21 protein-coding genes are annotated in these 17,773 nt (G+C 38.9%); 11 read left to right on the forward strand and 10 right to left on the reverse strand.

The window, feature by feature from the left end; genetic code table 11:
• Positions 1-9 precede the first annotated feature (9 nt).
• From ACFI4Z_RS14550 to ACFI4Z_RS14575, 6 genes are read left to right on the forward strand one after another with little or no spacing between them, the layout of a single operon-like run.
• Positions 10-657, forward strand: coding sequence for a hypothetical protein (locus ACFI4Z_RS14550; RefSeq protein WP_462671211.1), 648 nt, complete (start codon positions 10-12; stop codon positions 655-657).
• Position 658: 1 nt separating this feature from the next.
• A complete protein-coding gene (locus ACFI4Z_RS14555; protein WP_462671212.1) occupies positions 659-1,318 on the forward strand; it encodes a response regulator transcription factor in 660 nt (219 codons plus the stop codon).
• Positions 1,318-2,622 carry an ATP-binding protein gene (locus tag ACFI4Z_RS14560; protein ID WP_462671213.1) on the forward strand — a complete coding sequence of 435 codons (1,305 nt, stop codon included), beginning with the start codon at positions 1,318-1,320 and terminating at the stop codon, positions 2,620-2,622. Before ACFI4Z_RS14555 ends, ACFI4Z_RS14560 begins: the two co-directional genes overlap by 1 nt.
• Before the next feature lie 13 nt (positions 2,623-2,635).
• The gene (locus ACFI4Z_RS14565; protein ID WP_462671257.1) at positions 2,636-2,962 is read left to right on the forward strand and encodes a cupredoxin domain-containing protein; all 327 of its coding nucleotides are present in this window, start codon (positions 2,636-2,638) and stop codon (positions 2,960-2,962) included.
• Entirely contained in the window at positions 2,949-3,689 is a 741-nt protein-coding gene (locus tag ACFI4Z_RS14570) for an iron transporter (RefSeq protein WP_462671214.1), read from the forward strand. Before ACFI4Z_RS14565 ends, ACFI4Z_RS14570 begins: the two co-directional genes overlap by 14 nt.
• Positions 3,686-4,390 carry a hypothetical protein gene (locus ACFI4Z_RS14575; protein ID WP_462671215.1) on the forward strand — a complete coding sequence of 235 codons (705 nt, stop codon included), beginning with the start codon at positions 3,686-3,688 and terminating at the stop codon, positions 4,388-4,390. Before ACFI4Z_RS14570 ends, ACFI4Z_RS14575 begins: the two co-directional genes overlap by 4 nt.
• Positions 4,391-4,475: 85 nt before the next feature.
• On the opposite strand, the gene sbcB is transcribed toward ACFI4Z_RS14575, so the two are convergent.
• Positions 4,476-5,921, reverse strand: coding sequence for an exodeoxyribonuclease I (gene sbcB, locus ACFI4Z_RS14580; RefSeq protein WP_462671216.1), 1,446 nt, complete (start codon positions 5,919-5,921; stop codon positions 4,476-4,478).
• A 504-nt stretch (positions 5,922-6,425) separates the two neighbouring features.
• Here sbcB and ACFI4Z_RS14585 point away from each other — a divergent pair.
• Positions 6,426-6,833, forward strand: a complete 408-nt coding sequence (locus ACFI4Z_RS14585; protein WP_462671217.1) for a hypothetical protein — start codon at positions 6,426-6,428, stop codon at positions 6,831-6,833.
• A 170-nt stretch (positions 6,834-7,003) separates the two neighbouring features.
• Here ACFI4Z_RS14585 and ACFI4Z_RS14590 read toward each other — a convergent pair whose 3' ends face one another.
• Entirely contained in the window at positions 7,004-8,092 is a 1,089-nt protein-coding gene (locus tag ACFI4Z_RS14590; RefSeq protein WP_462671218.1) for a GGDEF domain-containing protein, read from the reverse strand.
• A gap of 329 nt (positions 8,093-8,421) precedes the next feature.
• Positions 8,422-9,318 carry a TIGR01777 family oxidoreductase gene (locus tag ACFI4Z_RS14595; RefSeq protein ID WP_462671219.1) on the reverse strand — a complete coding sequence of 299 codons (897 nt, stop codon included), beginning with the start codon at positions 9,316-9,318 and terminating at the stop codon, positions 8,422-8,424.
• A 130-nt stretch (positions 9,319-9,448) separates the two neighbouring features.
• On the opposite strand from ACFI4Z_RS14595, the gene ACFI4Z_RS14600 reads away from it, so the two are divergent.
• Positions 9,449-10,486, forward strand: coding sequence for an AI-2E family transporter (locus ACFI4Z_RS14600; RefSeq protein ID WP_462671220.1), 1,038 nt, complete (start codon positions 9,449-9,451; stop codon positions 10,484-10,486).
• A 53-nt stretch (positions 10,487-10,539) separates the two neighbouring features.
• On the opposite strand, the gene ACFI4Z_RS14605 is transcribed toward ACFI4Z_RS14600, so the two are convergent.
• From ACFI4Z_RS14605 to ACFI4Z_RS14625, 5 genes are all read right to left on the reverse strand, one after another.
• The gene (locus ACFI4Z_RS14605) at positions 10,540-10,950 is read right to left on the reverse strand and encodes a hypothetical protein (protein WP_462671221.1); all 411 of its coding nucleotides are present in this window, start codon (positions 10,948-10,950) and stop codon (positions 10,540-10,542) included.
• Positions 10,937-12,274: an ATP-binding protein gene (locus tag ACFI4Z_RS14610; protein WP_462671222.1), complete on the reverse strand. Its 1,338-nt coding sequence runs from the start codon at positions 12,272-12,274 to the stop codon at positions 10,937-10,939. The genes ACFI4Z_RS14605 and ACFI4Z_RS14610 overlap by 14 nt, the downstream gene beginning before the upstream one ends.
• Positions 12,268-12,942 carry a response regulator transcription factor gene (locus ACFI4Z_RS14615; protein WP_087531813.1) on the reverse strand — a complete coding sequence of 225 codons (675 nt, stop codon included), beginning with the start codon at positions 12,940-12,942 and terminating at the stop codon, positions 12,268-12,270. The genes ACFI4Z_RS14610 and ACFI4Z_RS14615 overlap by 7 nt, the downstream gene beginning before the upstream one ends.
• A 4-nt stretch (positions 12,943-12,946) precedes the next feature.
• The gene (locus ACFI4Z_RS14620) at positions 12,947-13,213 is read right to left on the reverse strand and encodes a PepSY domain-containing protein (RefSeq protein WP_462671223.1); all 267 of its coding nucleotides are present in this window, start codon (positions 13,211-13,213) and stop codon (positions 12,947-12,949) included.
• Between the two features lie 140 nt (positions 13,214-13,353).
• Positions 13,354-13,656 (reverse strand): YciI family protein, encoded by a 303-nt coding sequence (locus ACFI4Z_RS14625; protein WP_462671224.1) that lies wholly within the window; start codon positions 13,654-13,656, stop codon positions 13,354-13,356.
• Between the two features lie 177 nt (positions 13,657-13,833).
• On the opposite strand from ACFI4Z_RS14625, the gene ACFI4Z_RS14630 reads away from it, so the two are divergent.
• Positions 13,834-15,258, forward strand: a complete 1,425-nt coding sequence (locus ACFI4Z_RS14630) for a sodium-dependent transporter (protein WP_462671225.1) — start codon at positions 13,834-13,836, stop codon at positions 15,256-15,258.
• 64 nt (positions 15,259-15,322) lie between these two features.
• On the opposite strand, the gene ACFI4Z_RS14635 is transcribed toward ACFI4Z_RS14630, so the two are convergent.
• Positions 15,323-15,961 carry a CPBP family intramembrane glutamic endopeptidase gene (locus ACFI4Z_RS14635; RefSeq protein WP_462671226.1) on the reverse strand — a complete coding sequence of 213 codons (639 nt, stop codon included), beginning with the start codon at positions 15,959-15,961 and terminating at the stop codon, positions 15,323-15,325.
• Positions 15,962-16,022: 61 nt separating this feature from the next.
• Positions 16,023-16,619, reverse strand: a complete 597-nt coding sequence (locus ACFI4Z_RS14640; RefSeq protein ID WP_462671227.1) for an inner membrane-spanning protein YciB — start codon at positions 16,617-16,619, stop codon at positions 16,023-16,025.
• Between the two features lie 153 nt (positions 16,620-16,772).
• On the opposite strand from ACFI4Z_RS14640, the gene ACFI4Z_RS14645 reads away from it, so the two are divergent.
• Together ACFI4Z_RS14645 and ACFI4Z_RS14650 are read left to right on the forward strand one after the other, a co-directional pair.
• Positions 16,773-17,042, forward strand: coding sequence for an HU family DNA-binding protein (locus tag ACFI4Z_RS14645; RefSeq protein WP_462671228.1), 270 nt, complete (start codon positions 16,773-16,775; stop codon positions 17,040-17,042).
• 137 nt (positions 17,043-17,179) lie between these two features.
• Positions 17,180-17,758, forward strand: a complete 579-nt coding sequence (locus ACFI4Z_RS14650) for a type 1 glutamine amidotransferase domain-containing protein (RefSeq protein ID WP_462671229.1) — start codon at positions 17,180-17,182, stop codon at positions 17,756-17,758.
• Positions 17,759-17,773 lie beyond the last annotated feature (15 nt).

Consider the following 17,773-nt stretch of genomic DNA (forward strand, 5'->3'; position numbering starts at 1 on the left):
TGAATGATTATGACTAAACTACTTTATACTAGCTGCTTGTTATCTGGGATATTTTTAACTGGTACTGCGCATGCTGATCTTGCTAGCGAATTAGCTCAAGTGCAAACCAGTTGGGCGACTGTTAATTATGAGTTAGTAGATAAAGCGCAGCTCAATGCATTCGAAAAGTTATCAGAGCAGGCCGCCGGGTTTGCAAAAACCTACCATGACAAGGCTCAAAGCCATATTTGGTATGGTATTGTGCTATCAAGTTACGCTGGAGCAAAAGGGGGCTTAGGTGCGTTAGGATTTGCAAAAGATGCTAAAGCACAGTTAGAGCAAGCCATAGAAATTGATGGCAATGCGTTATCAGGCTCTGCTTACACCAGTTTAGCGACTCTTTACAGTAAAGTACCGGGTTGGCCAATTGGGTTTGGTGATGATGAAAAAGCGAATGAATTATTCAACCAAGCGCTTGCTCTTAATCCAAACGGCATAGATAGTAATTATTTATACGCGGCATTTTTGTATGACGAAAGAGAGTACAAAAAAGCCAAAAAACATTTACTTGCCGCCCGGCAAGCACCAGAACGCCCAGATAGGCCAAAAGCGGATTTATATCGCCAACAAGAAATAACTCAACTGTTGGCCAAAGTCGAGAAGAAACTAAAGAGATAATATGCATTTATTGCTTGTTGAAGATGATAAATTGGTGGCTGAAGGCTTATGTCGATCACTTCGCCAACAAGGCTACAGTGTTGAGCATTGTGCGAGTATAAGTTCAGCCTTGCAATGGTTACAAAACGACGAAATCGAACTGCTAGTATTGGATTTAGGCCTACCTGATGGCGATGGTATTGATGTTTTAAAACACGCCAAAAAGCATCGCCCTAATTTACCTGTAGTAATCTTAACGGCACGCGGTAGTATTGACGACAAAGTACAAGGATTAGATTTAGGTGCTGATGATTATTTAGCTAAGCCATTCGACCCTGCTGAATTATTTGCCCGTTTAAGAGTCGCTAGTCGACGCGTAACTCAAACGCAATCAAGTAAAATTACAGTGGCTAACATTGTGATGGATACTTCAGCATTCACTGTGTCAGTCGATCAGCAAGCTATTAATTTACCACGTAAAGAGTTCATGCTTCTTAAAGCATTGTTCGAAAACCAAGGACGCGTGTTATCTAAACAGCAATTAGAAAGCAAATTGTATGAATGGGGAGAAGAGGTAGGGTCAAATACTATTGAGGTGCATATTCATCATTTACGTAAAAAGCTCCCGAAAGATCTCATTAAAACCTTACGTGGTATCGGTTATGTTGTAGGCAAACGCTAGTGTCTATCAAACGCAGACTCACGCTGATTATTTTATCGACAGTGATTTTGACTTGTTTTTTAGCCTTTAGTAAAGGTTACCGTGAAAGCATGATGCAAGCTGAGCAGTTACTTGATAATGAATTAAAGACTATTGCTCATGTACTAATCGAACAACCTATTCACACAAATGCGCCGATGCTACGCAGTGATCTCACCCAATTATTGTTTCAAATCTGGCATGATAACAATTTACTCAGTGCGTCTAAATCAATAGCCGAGCTTGCGCAAAAACCAAGCCTGAATGGATTAAGTGTTGAAAACTTAGCTGGGCAGCGTATGCGAGTATTCAGATTAACCGTAAACTCAAAGCAGGTATTAGTCGCAGAGCCATTAAGCAAACGCTATGCATTAAGTGAGCGAATGATTTTGTCGGCGATGACGCCATTGCTTTGGAGTGTGCCATTACTTGCGATATTAATTAGTTTATTTGTTAAACAAGGTCTAAGCCCATTAACTCGTCTTTCAAAGCTGTTAAAGACTAGACAAGCTGATGATTTCACTGCGATTGATTGGCAAGTAAACGCGCATGAAATCAAACCGGTGATCTCACGTTTAAATGACCTGTTTAAACGTGTAGAAAGTGCTTACTTAAGAGAGCGCTTTTTTGCCTCAGATGCAGCCCATGAGTTACGCACGCCATTGAGTAGTTTAAAAATTAATGTACATAACTTACGCACCCAAGGTAATAATAGTTTAGAGCTTGATGCAATGGCACAAGGTATCGATAAACTAAGTAATATTGTTGAACAAATGCTGATTTTAGGGCGCACCTATCCAGAGCAATGGCAGGCACAATTTAGTCCAGTATCGGTGCTTGAGATCAGCCAGCAAGTAGTTGCACAACTATATGAACGACTTGATTCAAAACAACACATGATCAGTATTGAGGGTGATGATTATGTTATTAATGGTGACCAATTTACCTTGGCAACCTTATTTAGTAATTTATTAAGTAACGCCATAAAGTATACGCCAAGTGGTGGCAACATAGTGATCCGCTTAAACAATAACCACGGTGTGGTAGGTTGGCAGATTGATGATTCAGGCCCAGGCATTGATGATGCCCATAAAGCACGAATTTTTAACCGTTTTTACCGTGTTGGAGGTGATAAACACCCCTCTGGTGAGCAAGGTGCCGGATTAGGTATGGCAATAGTTGAACATATAGTAACAATTTATGGTGCAAGTATTTCTTTAGCCGACAGTGAATTAGGCGGCTTACAAGTACAAGTTGAATTTATGCAAGGAGCAGGGAGTGAATAACTGCTTAGGGTTTATCAGCCTACTGCTATGTAGCATATTACCGTTTTCGTGTGTTGCTAAAGAATATAAATTAATTTTAAAAGACCACCTTTTTTATCCTGCGGAGATCATCGTACCGGCCAATACTAAACTAAAACTTTTAATTGAAAATCAAGATAGTACGCCAGAAGAGTTTGACAGTTTTGATTTAAATCGTGAGAAAGTGCTGTATCCAAATCGTCGTAGTGTGATTTACATTGGGCCACTAAGCCCTGGGCGTTATGAGTTTTTTGGTGAGTTTTCACCTAACACGGCCCGTGGCGCAGTATTAGTAGAAGGAAAGACTGATGCTGATAACTAGTTTATTGATGAGTATTAATCAGCTTTTACCAGTCGTAATTTTACTCGTGCTGTTACAGTCATTACTAAAAATAAACCCACGCGTGTTAATAGCAACCGCTTTTGTTGGGCTGCTGTGTAGTATTATTTATGTTCAAAGTGCAGCCTGGTTAAGCCAGTTATTTAATTATCGCGGCCTAGAGTTTAGCCAAATGCTATTGTGCGTTATTGTGTATTTTGCGTCACTTGTAAGTTGTAAGCAGCAGCGTTTATTCGCATTACTTGCAATAGTTGCGGTTATGGCGTTGTATTTGAGTCACTATTTTATTTATCTGGTTGGTTTTTGGCATAACACTGACACGGCAAAACCTTTGCTCATAGGAACATTTTTGGGAGTAGGGATCTGCGGTAGTTTTGGTGTGTTGCTATTATTTTTACTGCACAGTGTTAGAGCACGATTTGGTGTATATCCACTGATGTTATTTTTGGCTTTTAACGCCTCGGCAAAACTACTTATCGCATTAGATTTAGCCAGCCAAATTGATTTGATCAATATTACCTCCAATTACTTTGATTGGCGTGCAGTGCTAGTCGAAAACTCAGAGTTAGGCCGTGCACTAAAGGCCTTAGTTGGCTATGAAGCAACGCCAAGCAAAATTGCATTATGGTTGTATTTAGCAGCGGTTTTAGCCTTTATTGGCACCAGTATGGTATTTAATCGGCAATTTTCTCAAAAGGAGCAATCATGAGATTTACTCTCGCGTGGTGCTTAACTTTACTTTTGTTTATAACATCGTTTAATGTGCGAGCCGATGGAATAGTTGTAGACAAAGTTTACCATCCTTACGTTTTACCATTTGAACGCGAATTTGAATGGCGTCTGATCTCTCATCAAACCGATAAAGGCAATATTTTAGCCCAACGAGTTGGCTTAGGTGGCTCATTTAATGACACTATGAGTTTGGAAGGCTATGCGGTAGGAGAGCGCGATGATAACGGTAACTTTGGCTTTTCAGCCTACGAGCTAGAACTGCGTTGGCAGTTGGTTGAGCAAGGGCGCTTTTGGGCTGACTGGGGCGCTTTATTTGAACTTGAAATGCAAGAAGGCAAAGACAGTTATGAAGCCACAACGGGCTTTTTATGGGAAAAAGAGTTTGGTCGTACTAGCCTTACCATGAATGCATTTTTAGTGTATGAATGGGGCGGTGATATTAAAAACGAATGGGAAACTGAGTTTCGCGCACAGTATCGCTATCGTTTTCGCTCTGAGTTCCAGCCTGCTTTAGAGCTATACGCCGGAGAAGACTTCTTGGGGATTGGCCCTGGATTTATTGGCCTGCATCGATTTTCTCCAAAGCGACAACTCAAGTGGGAAGCAGGGTTTGTCACCGAGCTTAGCCAACAAGGAAAAGATCACAGTTTTCGTCTTGCCCTAGAGTTTGAATTTTAAATTAAAAAGCCGCGATTAGTCGCGGCCTTAAATCTCGTCGCTAGTTTTGCAAACTAGCGCTGTTTGTTTATAAGCAATAGGCAAACTACATACTTTGTGCGTAGTTATACAGCGCTTTTAAAATCGTTAAATTCTTTTCGTTATCATCGTGTTCATGAGCCAGGTTCTCAAGCGTGATCATAAAATCTTGCGCGATGATCGAGGGTTGATCTTCCCCATGCATTAGCTTGTTTTGGCAGTACTGTCGCCATTGATCCAGTTCATCTTGGCTTAGTGATTGCGGCCAGTTACGAGCGCGGTACTTAAATAATAAGTTATCAAACTTCTTATCTTCAAAATCAAGCTGCATACCTGCTAATTGCTCAGGGCTTGCATCACGGATAATAGCAAACTTGGCTTTATCTGCGTTGCTGGTAAACCCATCATAGAGCATGTAATCTGTGTTAGTGGTTTTGCCGTAATCAGGGCTGTCGTTAAATACCTCAGTGACTTTGTCGCGAAGTGCAGGGTTCGCTTTTAAAACAGCAAGGTTTTTTAAACATTGCTCGCGGTCAATACCTAAACGCGCGGCATTTTCGGGTAATAATGTTTTAGCAGGCGCTAAAATAGGGCATTTATTTAAATGTACCAGTTTTAAACCAACTGGAAGTTCATCTTCGCCAAGTTCGCTGCGTTTTGTATAAAGACGAGTGCGAAGTTCTTCTACCGATAAATCCAGTAATACTTGTGGATCTTCAGTTAAATTAAAACACACAACTGCATTTTTATTAACCGGATGAAAGCTCATTGGCGCAATCCAACTGGTGCAACCTTGGGTTGCAGGAATGCGTGATGAGGTATGCACCAGAGGCGTCATGTTAAATACATCGACAAGTTCTGCTAATGCTTTTTTACCGCGTAAACTAAAAAAGAATTGGTAAAGCTTAGGTTGCTTTTCTTTTATAAGCTTTGCTAGGGCAATAGTGGCCGTTACATCGCTTAGTGCATCATGCGCAGCGGCGTGTTCAATGCCGTTAGCTACCGTTAAATGCTCTAGCTTAAAGCTTGGGCTACCATCTTCTTTGAGCGGCCACTCAATGCCTTCAGGGCGAAGGGCATAACACGCTCGTACTAAATCAATAATATCCCAGCGGCTGTTATTATTTTTGTATTCACGTTCGTACGGGTCATAAAAGTTACGGTAAAAGCTATAACGGCTTACTTCGTCATCAAAGCGGATACTGTTATAACCGGCCACACAGGTATTTGGCACACTAAATTCAGCATGAATTTTGGCAATAAAGTCTGCCTCAACTACCCCTTTTTGCATCGCCACTTGCGGAGTAATTCCGGTGATCAAACAGGCCTCAGGGTGGGGCAAGTAATCAGCCACCGGCTTGCAATATTCAATCAGCGGCTCACCAATAATGTTTAAATCAAGATCGGTACGAATACCCGCAAACTGGCTTGGCTTATCCTTTTGCGGGCTCGCCCCCCACGTCTCGTAATCGTGCCAATAAATAGTTGCTTGATTTTGCTCTTGATAAGCCATTTAAAAACCCTTTAAGTTAGCTTGCAACGGTTGCAATACCGCCAAGTTACTAAATTTATTAATTACTTAGATTATGGCATATGGGTAGGGCAGTTTATAGTGGCTTTGCCACAACTTTGCTTTTTCTTAATTTCACAATAGATTTTTCAAAAACAGCGATGTGGCCAACTAAGTGAAAAGCTATTTTTCTGGATTGTTTTTCAAAGTAAGTAGTGTTTGATAGTTAAATTCTAGCATTTATATAAAAATATCTGCCTTAAAATAAATCCTTCATAAACAGAAATTTTATAGCTTGAAGACTTCAACCTCTATGATTAGTTAACCATTTAAACGCGTATTCTTAGCATAGACTGCTCTGGGGTCACCTCTTTGGGTTAGACTAAAGTCTATAAGTTAATTTTCTTCATCTATTAGGTTTGTTTTTATCGTTTGTCGCAATTGCACGAACAGCTTAAAGTTCAGTTGTCGGCAACAAAGACGACGTAACTTAATAGGAATGTAATCATGAAATTTTCACTTATCAAATCTATCGCACTTGGCTCACTTTTAACTTGTTCAGCAGCTGCTATGGCTGGTGGTAGTGACTATAAATTAATGGTTATTGAGCAAGCAACCGCTTCACAGCCACTAGAAGCGTCATTTAATAGCTGCGTATCAAATGTTAAGTTAAAAAATTACGCGCAAGCAGAGGCAATTTGTACACAAGCAATTGCATTATTAAAAGACAGTGACGGTCCAAAATTTAAAGTACGTCAGTTAACTTCTTTTGCATTAAGTAACCGTGGCGTGTCACGCATTATGGCTAAAAATGACACTGCTGGTTTATCTGATTTATATGAAGCTGCACAAATCTCTAATAGTAAATTGGTATCGCATAACCTAAATCGCGCTAAAGAGAATTTATCTTTGTAATAGTTTTAAAGTAACTAGTTGAAAACCACGTCTTGTACGTGGTTTTTTGCTTTATGAGAGATAAATGAGCAACGTTTAAATTAGGTTACTCGATCTAAATGTGTGTTCACTTAATGGTACACTTGCATTGGTTAATTATACTGAGCTTGTGAAACTTGGGTAGGTGAGTTTTAGTTTACTTGGTTGTTGAATGCTAGATTTTGTTTTTTTTGTCTTGCATGTTCATCCGTTGCAACAACTTGATTCCTACCCTGAGATTTTGCAATGTACAATCGTTTATCAGCCACATCGAGTAACCCTTTGATTGATTGGGTGTTAGCATCTTTACAGGCTACACCAATACTCACTGATAAATTAATTGTGTTGCCTTTATATTTTAAGGTGTGTTCGCGTATTACGTCGCACAGCTTTTGTGCCGTATAAGATGCTTGAGATAATGACTGCTCTGGTAGTACTAATGCAAACTCTTCTCCGCCGATCCTTGCGGCAATATCATAGTCATTTAGTTGACTGAGGATATGTTGCGCTATCCATTTGATTGCCATATCACCTGTGCTGTGACCAAACTGGTCATTAACATTTTTGAAGTGGTCAATATCTATCATTACAACAGCTAAATTTTGGTTATGCGTTTTAACATACCGGCTTACTTTCTCTCCATCTAATAAAAAACCTCTGCGATTGAGTAATCCTGTTAGCGTATCTCGATTGACTAAACGCTGTAACTTAGCTTCTATTTCAGCAAACAGCACAAACGGCATGACTAACGCAGTTGCAGTTGCTAAAAATAAGTGGTTAATTAAAATTACTTGTAATGGTTGGGTAAAGTTTAGGGCTGTTGTGGTCATTAGTTGCATGGCGAGCAATACAACCTGAATGAACATGATTACACTGTGCAGCACAAAAAATACAAGGAGCATATTTTTTTGCGCTGTTGCATTAGTGTGCATTTTATATACTGTATTAGCAGCAACTAAGAATAAGCATGCAATGATAAAACTTGTTAGTAATTGTCCTCCACTGACATCATAAATTGGCATCAGTACGAGTGCACTGCCACCTAGTACAATTTTGAAGGAGGCAAGCGAATTACTTTGCATTGAGGTGACTTGTTTTAAACCTATAATAGCAAATAAAGGGCTAGCTATAATAAATAAATCAGCGAGGTAGTGTGTAATAAATGGGTTTTCAATGACCACTCTTAAACAGGCAAGTACTTCAGCTGTAGCAAAAGCACCACACGCGAGTGAAAAGTACATATAACAGGTTTGTTTTTTGCATAGGTACACAGACAAGAAAAAGCAGCTTATAAGAATATTTAAAAATAAAGATATGCCAATTACTGTAGGTAAGTGAAGCATTTTAAGCTGCTCTATGGTTATGTTTAGTACGTAATGTAAGTATTATGGATTAGTCTTGTTATGGCAAGTTAATACCAAATGATTAATGTAAAATACTAATATAGTCTTGCTTTTATTAGGATAAGAGTAAGTTATTGTTTTTTTAAACACAGAGACTATTGATGGTTATATGGTGAAAGCGCGGCACATTCACCATAAAGACTCATAACACATTAAATTTATTAGGCTTAGTTATCCAGTAATGATTCAAATGCATAGTGTAAATTAGGGTATTGAAACTCAAAACCAGCATCCAATAGCTTACTAGGTATAACGTATTGACCAAAAATAAGTAAGTCAGCCATTTCACCCATTGCTAAATTAAGGACCCATGCTGGCATTGGAAAAATTGCAGGCCGGTGTAATACTTTCGCCAGTGTTTTACTAAAAGCACGATTACTGTGAGGTGTAGGGGCAGTTGCATTTATAGCACCGGTTATGTGCTGATTATCCATAACAAATTCAATAAGCGATACCATATCATCAATGTGTATCCACGACATTCCTTGGTTACCACTTGCTACTGGACCACCTAAACCAAGTTTAAATGGAGGCAGCATCTTTTGCAGCGCGCCACCATTAGTAGACAAAACAATCCCCGTTCGTATTAAACAAACCCGAGTTGAGTCTGTCTTGGCATTACGTGCAGCGTTTTCCCAATCGTTGCATAGCGTGTGACTAAATTCTTGATGTACTTGAGTAAACTCTTCGTCAATTTGTTGCGTTCCCTGACGACCGTAAAAACCAATAGCACTTCCAGAGATAAAAGTGTGGGGTGGATTGGAACTTGATTTTATCGCTGCTGTTATCTCCTGAGTCAATTCGATACGACTGTTTCTGATAATTTCTTTTTGTTTATCGCTCCAGCGCTTGTTAACAATTGGCTCGCCCGCAAGGTTAATTACACAGTCAAGGGTATTAAAATCGATATCGCAAAGTGCATTTATAAAATCTATTTGTCCGCCAAGTTTTTGTTTTGCTTTATCACTGTCTCGCGTTAAGACAGTGAGAGAATGGGTTTTGACTAATTGTGCGCATAGTTGTGTGCCAATTAATCCGGTAGCCCCTGTTATCAATATTTTCATCAATACGTCTCAACATTTGGTTATTTGTACTTAATACGAAGTAAAGCGCCTATTGATCACTTTGCAAATATTTCATTTACTTAACTTTTCAAATACACTAGTGATAATTCCCATTTTAAAGGATTGTCACTTGACTGGACTGACAGGCGCTAATAAAAGCTTAGTGGTATTTGCTGCTTTGGTAATTGGACTTGCAGGTATTAAAGCTGCAAGTGTTATTGTGATCCCATTTGTTTTAGCTGTTTTTATTGCAATTATTTGTAATCCATTATTGTGTTTCTTTGCTCGTTATAAGATCCCTAAAGGGATTGCTATCATGCTTATAATGCTGATGGTAGTCGGTATTGGAATGAGCCTAGCTGGTTTAGTAGGACAGTCCTTAACTGATTTTTCAAAGGATTTACCGGAATATAAATCGAAGTTACAAACGGAGTTTATTTGGTTGGTAGACTTGGCTGGCCGATACAATATATTGATAAATAAAGAACAATTAATCTCAATGTTTGATCCAGGTAAAATGATTGATGTTGCTACAAACATGCTAGCTGGCCTTGGTGGCGTTATGGCTAATTTGTTTTTAATTATTCTTACAGTTGTATTTATGTTATTTGAAGCGCCACTGCTTGGTCAAAAAATACATATGGCGTTAGATGATCCTGATATGAAAATTAAGCAGATTGACCGTTTCCTTAATTCAATTAACTCTTATTTAGCAATCAAAACACTCGTCAGTTTGGGCACCGGTGTTCTCGCATCAGTATTACTTTGGGTATTAAATGTTGATTACTTTGTGCTTTGGGGTGTGATGGCATTTATGTTTAATTATATTCCAAATATTGGGTCGATCATCGCTGCTTTGCCAGCCGTGTTACTCGCATTAATTACCCAAGGCCCACTTGTTGCGGGTATAGTTGGTGCAGGGTATCTTACGATAAATACTGTGATGGGTAATATTGTTGAGCCCAGATACATGGGGAAGGGCTTAGGCTTATCGACACTAGTTGTATTCTTGTCGTTAATATTTTGGGGATGGCTACTAGGCACTGTTGGTATGTTGTTGTCAGTTCCTTTGACAATGATCGTTAAAATTGCTCTTGAGACGAGTGATGAAGGTCGTTGGTTAGCCACGCTATTAGGTAATGGCGAAAAGCTAGAAGAGCAAGGCTAACTGCTTATTTCAGTAAAAAATTTGACAGCCATGTTATTAACAACATGGCTTTTTTATTTTAAGGGCTGCTTTAGAACGTCTATATATTGTTCGAGTATCCGTATTTCACACAGTTTATAGACAATGGCAGCATTGGTTGCATTGGGCATTTTATGAAGGTAGCGCCAGCGGCAACTGTCTTCTAAAAAGCGGTTTTGGCTTTTTACACTGCGATTAAAAATGGGTAATAACTGAGTGTTTCCCGTGTCTTCTTGAATTTTACTTAAGTCTAGCCTTAATTTGTTTAACCAAATTTGTTGGTTGCGTTGTAATAACTCAATTTCTTTATCTAAGCATTGTATATACTTTTTTGAATCACTCGGTGTAGGTCTTTCAACGAGTGTGCATTCATTTGCTACTGTTGATGTACTTAAAAATATACTTAGCGCAGTTATATGAATATTTAAGCGTTTATTTTTTGCCATTGTAGTTAAACTCTAATGTGAATTTTGCGCCACCAAGTAGCTCTGAGTCAGAAATAGTAAGTAAACCATGATACGACTTTACAAGGTCTGAGACGATAGCCATACCCACACCATGACCACTTTCATATGTATCTAAACGCGTACCTCTAGTGAGTAATGATTCTCTTTTATTCTCTGGCACACCAGGGCCGTCATCGCTAATAGTGATGCATAATGATTTGCTTTGTATTACCTGAATATCAACTTGGGAGCGACAGGCTTTACAGGCATTATCAATCAAATTACCCAATAATTCGAGTAAGTCAGTTTTATCACCTAAAAAGTAATCCTTGTCTGATACCGCGCTATTAAAAATAATATCTTTTTCACGGTATACTTTGCTCATAGCACTTAAGATTGAATCAAGAACAGGTTTAATGGCTGTTTGTTTTTTCCAAGTGTCTGATGCACCAGTTGCGGCACGTTTTAATTGGTGCTCGATCATCACATTTATACGATCCAGCTGCTCTTGGGCATCTGCATCATTGGCCAAAGGGCTAGATTTTAAAACAGCTAACGGTGTTTTAAGGGCGTGCGCTAAATCGCTTAAAGAGGCGCGATAACGCTCTTTTTGCCGTTGTTGTGATTCAAGTAGTAAGTTCAAATCTGATTTTATAGTTTGTAATTCAATAGGGTAGAGGCCTTTTATTTGTTGAATATCACCAGATTCTACCGCCTTAATTTCTTTGTCCAAACGTTGTAATGGTCGTGCGCTCCAAACAAAACCAATAGCCATTAATCCAGCAATTGCCACTCCCATTACATACATCCAATTAACCAAGGTTTGCTTAAAACCATCCATTAAGCGCAGCAATGCGTCATTTCGCTTCAACAAAATAAAGCGGGCATGTTCAGATTGATCTATGTTATTTAGGATAACAGTTAAACTTAATTGCCAATAAACGGTGCTTTTATATTCAACACGCCTAAAATCAGCGGCGCCCGCTTTGGTTTCAATATAGTGAGGGACAATGTTTACATTAACAGCTGATTCAGAGTGCCAAACGGGTTGGTCATCACGGTAAATCATTGCGTAAGTGTCGGAATTTAGCCTGTTGAGCTCAGGTGCCAGAATAGTGCTTGGCATAATAATGCCGCGCTCAGTAAAATCGACTTCAGAGATCAGGGAGTATAGGTGTGCCTCAAGCGTTTTTTCTGTTGCCTCAACCAGTGAAGCGTAATAGGCCTTGCCTATTGAGAAAAACAAAATTGGTAACGCAACTAATAAAACAAAGACAAGGATAAATCCTTGCCTTACCTTTAATGGGATTTGTGACGCTACCACTGACTTTTAAGCCTATAGCCACGCCCTCGTAGCGTTTCTACAGGATTAAGGGTGCCATCTGGGTCAAGTTTCTTACGAAGTCTTAATACAAATACTTCGATAACATTTGAATCTAAATCAAAATCTTGATCATAAATATGCTCAGTTAACTCAGATTTAGAAATTACCTTTTGTGGGTTAACCATTAAATATTCAAGAACTTTATATTCGTAGGCTGTAAGGCTTAGCTCTTTATCATCAACCCACACTTGTTGTGAACGTGTGTGAATCTTAATCGGGCCAGCAGTCATTTCTGGATTTGCTTTACCTGCACTTCTACGGATCAGCGCGTTACAGCGAGCTATTAATTCTTCAACATGAAAAGGTTTGGTAAGATAATCATCAGCACCAGCGTCCAAACCTTCTACTTTATCTTGCCAACGATCACGCGCGGTTAAGATTAAAATAGGGATGGTAACACCTTGGGCTCGTGCTTTGTTTATGAGCTCAATACCATCGATTTTAGGTAACCCTAAATCAACAACAGCCATATCAAGAGGGTACTCTGTAATATGAAACAAACCAGCTTCACCATCATGGCAAAGATCAACACTATAACGTTCTTTTTCTAAGGCATTACGTAAGTTGTCTGCTAAGTGTAAATCATCTTCTATTACTAAAATTCTCATCAATTTAATCCTTTTTCACTTCGCCGGTTTTTTTATTAACGTGTATATCGACAACATGGCCATTACTTTTAAGTATTCTTACGGTATAAATGTCATTCTGGTCAGTGATTTTTAGGGTCTTACCATCTTCGAGGCTTTTTGCAATATCGACAGCTTGTTTCTTAGTAATCGCGACTTTTTTTATAGTATCTTGTGCATAGCTATTGTTTGAATAAACAAAACACAGCAATGAAAGAGAAACTATACTGAAAGCCAAAAATACAGTGCGCATGACGGGAACTCCTAAACCAGACCCTAGTAGTTTAATGAACCAAGCAACTAAAACTCAAGTAAAACTATAAAATAGTGTGATTCTTTGAGCTCATAGTAGTTAATTATCAGTGAACCAACACTGAACTTATCTAGTATGCTTTATTTGGGAAACACTTTTTTAAAAGGTTTCACTACAGAGTTATCATATACGCCGCCAGTCACATATGGATCAGTTGCAGCCCATTCACGAGCAGCTTCAAGAGAGCTAAATTCAGCTACTACAAGAGAGCCTGTAAAGCCAGCATCTGCTGGATCATTACTATCGATAGCAGGTAATGGACCTGCACTGAACAATCGACCTTGTTCATCAAGCTCTTCTAATCGTGCTAGATGAGCTGGCCTTGCCGCTTTTCTTAATTCCAGACTATTTTCAACGTCTGTTGAGTAAATCATGTACAACATGTTGTGTACTCTATATTTTTTGTAGATAGATATTTTTTATATTAGCACAGAGAATTTAATGGGCGAAGGATTTAGGTTTACAGTAATAGATCACTTTTGATCTTAATCTGCTTGAAAAGCCCAGTACAACACTGGTAGAGTCGATGGGATAGCACACAATAATAATAAGGTTTTTTAATGAGCGATAATCGCGAGCATTTTAGCTCTCGCCTCGGTTTTATATTAGCGGCTGCAGGCTCTGCAGTGGGTATTGGCAATTTAGTTGGTTTTCCTGTCTCAGCAACAAAAAATGGGGGAGGTGCGTTTTTACTTATTTATGCACTGTTTGTCATTTTTATTTGTTTGCCAGTGATGATGGCTGAAATGGCAATGGGCCGAAAAGCGCAAAAAGATCCCCTTCATGCGTATAAATTTCTTTCAGATAATGATAAAAAATGGACCTTTGCGGGTTTCTTAGCCGTTTTAACGCCTTTCATGATAGCTGTTTTTTATATGGTGATTACAGTATGGATATTTGGCTACTTGAGTCAGGTCGCCATAGGTAATTTAGATAAATTAGCAGACCCGACAAGTTTTGGTGTTTTTATAAACAGCAGCAGTGTATTTGGCTATATGGCAGTTGTTGCAATCATCGTTAACTTAATACTGGTTGGTGGTGTAAAGCAAGGTATTGAAAAAGCAGCGAAATTTCTGATGCCGGCACTTTTTGTACTGTTAACAGCACTGGTCGTGTATGTATTGACACTAGATAATGCAATGGCGGGTGTTAAATATTATATTATTCCAGACTTTTCTAAGATGGATGCCAGTGTTTTAAACGGTGCCTTAGCGCAGGCGTTTTTCTCATTATCACTTGGTATGGGTATATTGATGACATACGCATCTTATATCTCTAAAAAAGATGACATCGTTGGCAGTGCGAAAATGGTCGCAATTACGGACTCTCTCGTGGCCTTTATTGCGGGTCTGATGGTGTTGCCTGCAATATTTAGTTTTAATCCTAATACAGATCCGACAAAACTTTCAGATTCGTCAGTTTCGATGATTTTTGAGTTCTTACCTAAAATATTGTTAGCGCTTCAGTCTGATATTGGCTATGTAGGTGCGTCAATTGTTGCGTTCATCTTCTTTTTACTGGTATTTTTTGCTGCAATCACCTCTTTAGTGTCAATCGTTGAAGTACCGACTGCGACATTATGTGAGAAAAAGGGCATCAGCCGAAAGGTAGCGCTGTTAATTTTATCTGGCACCGTGGGTGTTTTAACGGTGTTATGTACCATGTCTTTTGGCATGGTTGATTGGCTGACTTCATTTGTCACCTATGGAGAAAGCTCAAAGAGTATGTTTGATGTTGTATATGATGTGTTTTATGACACTATTTTACCGCTAAACGGTTTGATGGTTTGTTTGTTTGTTATGTATCGCTGGAAAAAAGCAGGGTTGAGTGAGGAGTTAAGCCAAGGTTGCCCGGCCTATGAAGGTAGCTTTACACAGAAATATGTTAACTTTTCGCTTTCAACATTTATCCCAGTGATTTTAGTACTTATATTTGTAAACACGGTTGCTACAAAGTTTTTCGCAATCAGTATTTTTGGCTTTTAATAGTTCAAAGTTACAATGTATAAATGCGCTTTGATGACGTTACTCCACTTCATTAAAGCGCGTTTTACAATGCCCCTGAATCTAAGTATTGACCTACCCCAAGAGTAAACATCCATAATCCCCATAAACTATGTTCTATTACGCACACAAATGTGGAGCGGCTCTGTGCGTAGGTATAAGAAAATAAAAGCCCCCCCAAAAAAGCGAGCAGCACTGCAACCCAATTAGCATAAACAACATGCGCAAGTGCAAATACAAAGGCACTGGTGAAAATACGAACTGTTTTATGGGGCATGATTCGTTTGTAGCGGTGAAAAAAGTAAGTTCGAAAAATCAATTCTTGCGGTAACACTGATAACAAAGGATAAAGGACGAGTAATAACAACCAATCATTTAATGATGTTCTGGGCATAACAAACCAATTACCTTGATTCATTATCGAATAGAATACCCCAGAAAATAATGCGCCGATAAAAAAAAAGCTAAATAAGCGCCGTTTAACTGCACTGAACTGACCTAAGCTCGTGAGCCTAAAGCGTTTAAATTGAGGGTCGCCGAGTAACAACATACAGCACACACTCATTAAAATGATAAGTGCAGGAATAAGCCAGTTTGCTAAATAAGCTCTAAGTGTAAACCCTATTAAAGGTAATACGATAAAGATTAGGGTAAATTCAAACCATCGGTATTGAGTGGCGTTCAAGGTCGTCTCTGCTCTGGGTTTGCAGATAAGGCTAACAAGCTAAAACGACATTTTTATTACATCATTGGTGCTTTTTATCATTTAGTGTTGGCTTGTCATCTTCGTCAGGTAAGTATTTATAAACCATGATGATGCTGGCCAAAATACTCGAAAATGTAATTCCCATAAGGCCAAATACTTTAAAATTGACCCAAAAATTTAACGAGCAATAATAGGCAATATAGAGGTTTAGTACTGCAATGCATGCTGTGACAAAAGCCCAAAAGAGATTAAGTACATCCCATCGAGTATTAGGAATGCTCAATGATTGTTTACTAGCATAGGCTGTTTGTAATACGGGTCCTAGCGACTTCTTAACGATGTTTTTGCCTAAAATATATCGGCTAAATACCAAAGCGACCGATATAGCCGCATAGATCACGGTGGCTTTTAGCTTAACAAATTGTTCATCGTGAAAGAGTAAGGTGAGTGTGCCAAGTACGAAGGCAAGGGTGAACACAAGCCATTGGCGTGTTGGTATTTTACGGTATACATAATAACTATGAATAATTTGAATAAATGTTGCGGCCATTAAAACGCCGGTAGCCCAGTAAATATCGACTAATTTGAAAACAATAAAAAATAATATAAGGGGAATGTACTCGCTTAATACGCGCATAATATACTTTGATTTCTGGAAAAAGGGATGTTTTACCAATATATGTGAGGATATACAAGGTTGACTTACTCCCCAACAAGCCTTAGCCTGCCTGCTTTTGATTTTTATACCATTTGAACCGCGCTTTTGAATCGCGGGGATTTAGGAGCATTTATGAATAAAGCAGAGTTAATTGCGGCGATGTCTACGCACAGTGAACTGAGTAAAAAAGACTCAAAAGCAGCGCTTGCAAGTTTACTAACCGCAATCACAAAATCACTATCAGAAGGTGATCAAGTACAAGTGAATGGGTTTGGTACATTTGCGTTGAGTTATTATCCTGCACGCTCAGGGCGAAACCCGCAAACAGGGGCTGCAATTGAAATTGAAGGTGCTAACAAACCCATATTTAAGGCTGCTAAAGCACTAAAAGACGTGTTGTAATGTAGATTCTTCTCACCCTGTTACGCAATTACAGGGTGTTACTCCTTTCTTTTAAATATATTCAATATTTTCAATGTATTAAATTTGGCATGGTGTCTGCTTTTTATTTTAAAAGATTTTTAAAATAAGGAGATAATATGTCTACATTACAAACGGGTACTCAATTAAATGGTAAAAAAATTGCTATTCTAGCTGCAGATGGCTTTGAGCAAAGTGAGCTATTTTCACCACGCGATGCGTTGTTAGATGCTGGTGCAACAGTTGAAGTTGTATCAATTAAAGAAGGTGAAATAACTGGCTGGGATGAAGATGTCTGGGGCGACAAAATTGCCGTTGATAAGCTTGCTAGCAATGCAAGCAGTGATGATTATGATGCGTTGCTACTACCCGGTGGGTTATTTAACCCAGATAGCCTTCGCCAAGATAAAGATGCAAAAGCATTTATTGATGGCTTTTTTGGCGCAAAAACAAATAAACCAGTTGCTGCGATATGTCATGCACCTTGGTTGCTAGCAGAGATAAACAAATTGCGCGATCGCACTGTAACCTCGTTTGCTAGTATTAAAACCGATTTAATGAATGCAGGTGCAAATTGGGTTGATCAAGAAGTGAGCGTGGATAAAGGTTTAGTGACAAGTCGAAGCCCAGCAGATTTAGCGGCGTTTAATCGAAAATTTATTGAAGAAATAATAGAGGGTAAGCACGCAGCCCATTAAGGCTTGGTTAGGGGC

This window comes from Pseudoalteromonas sp. RWi3, assembly GCF_054960735.1.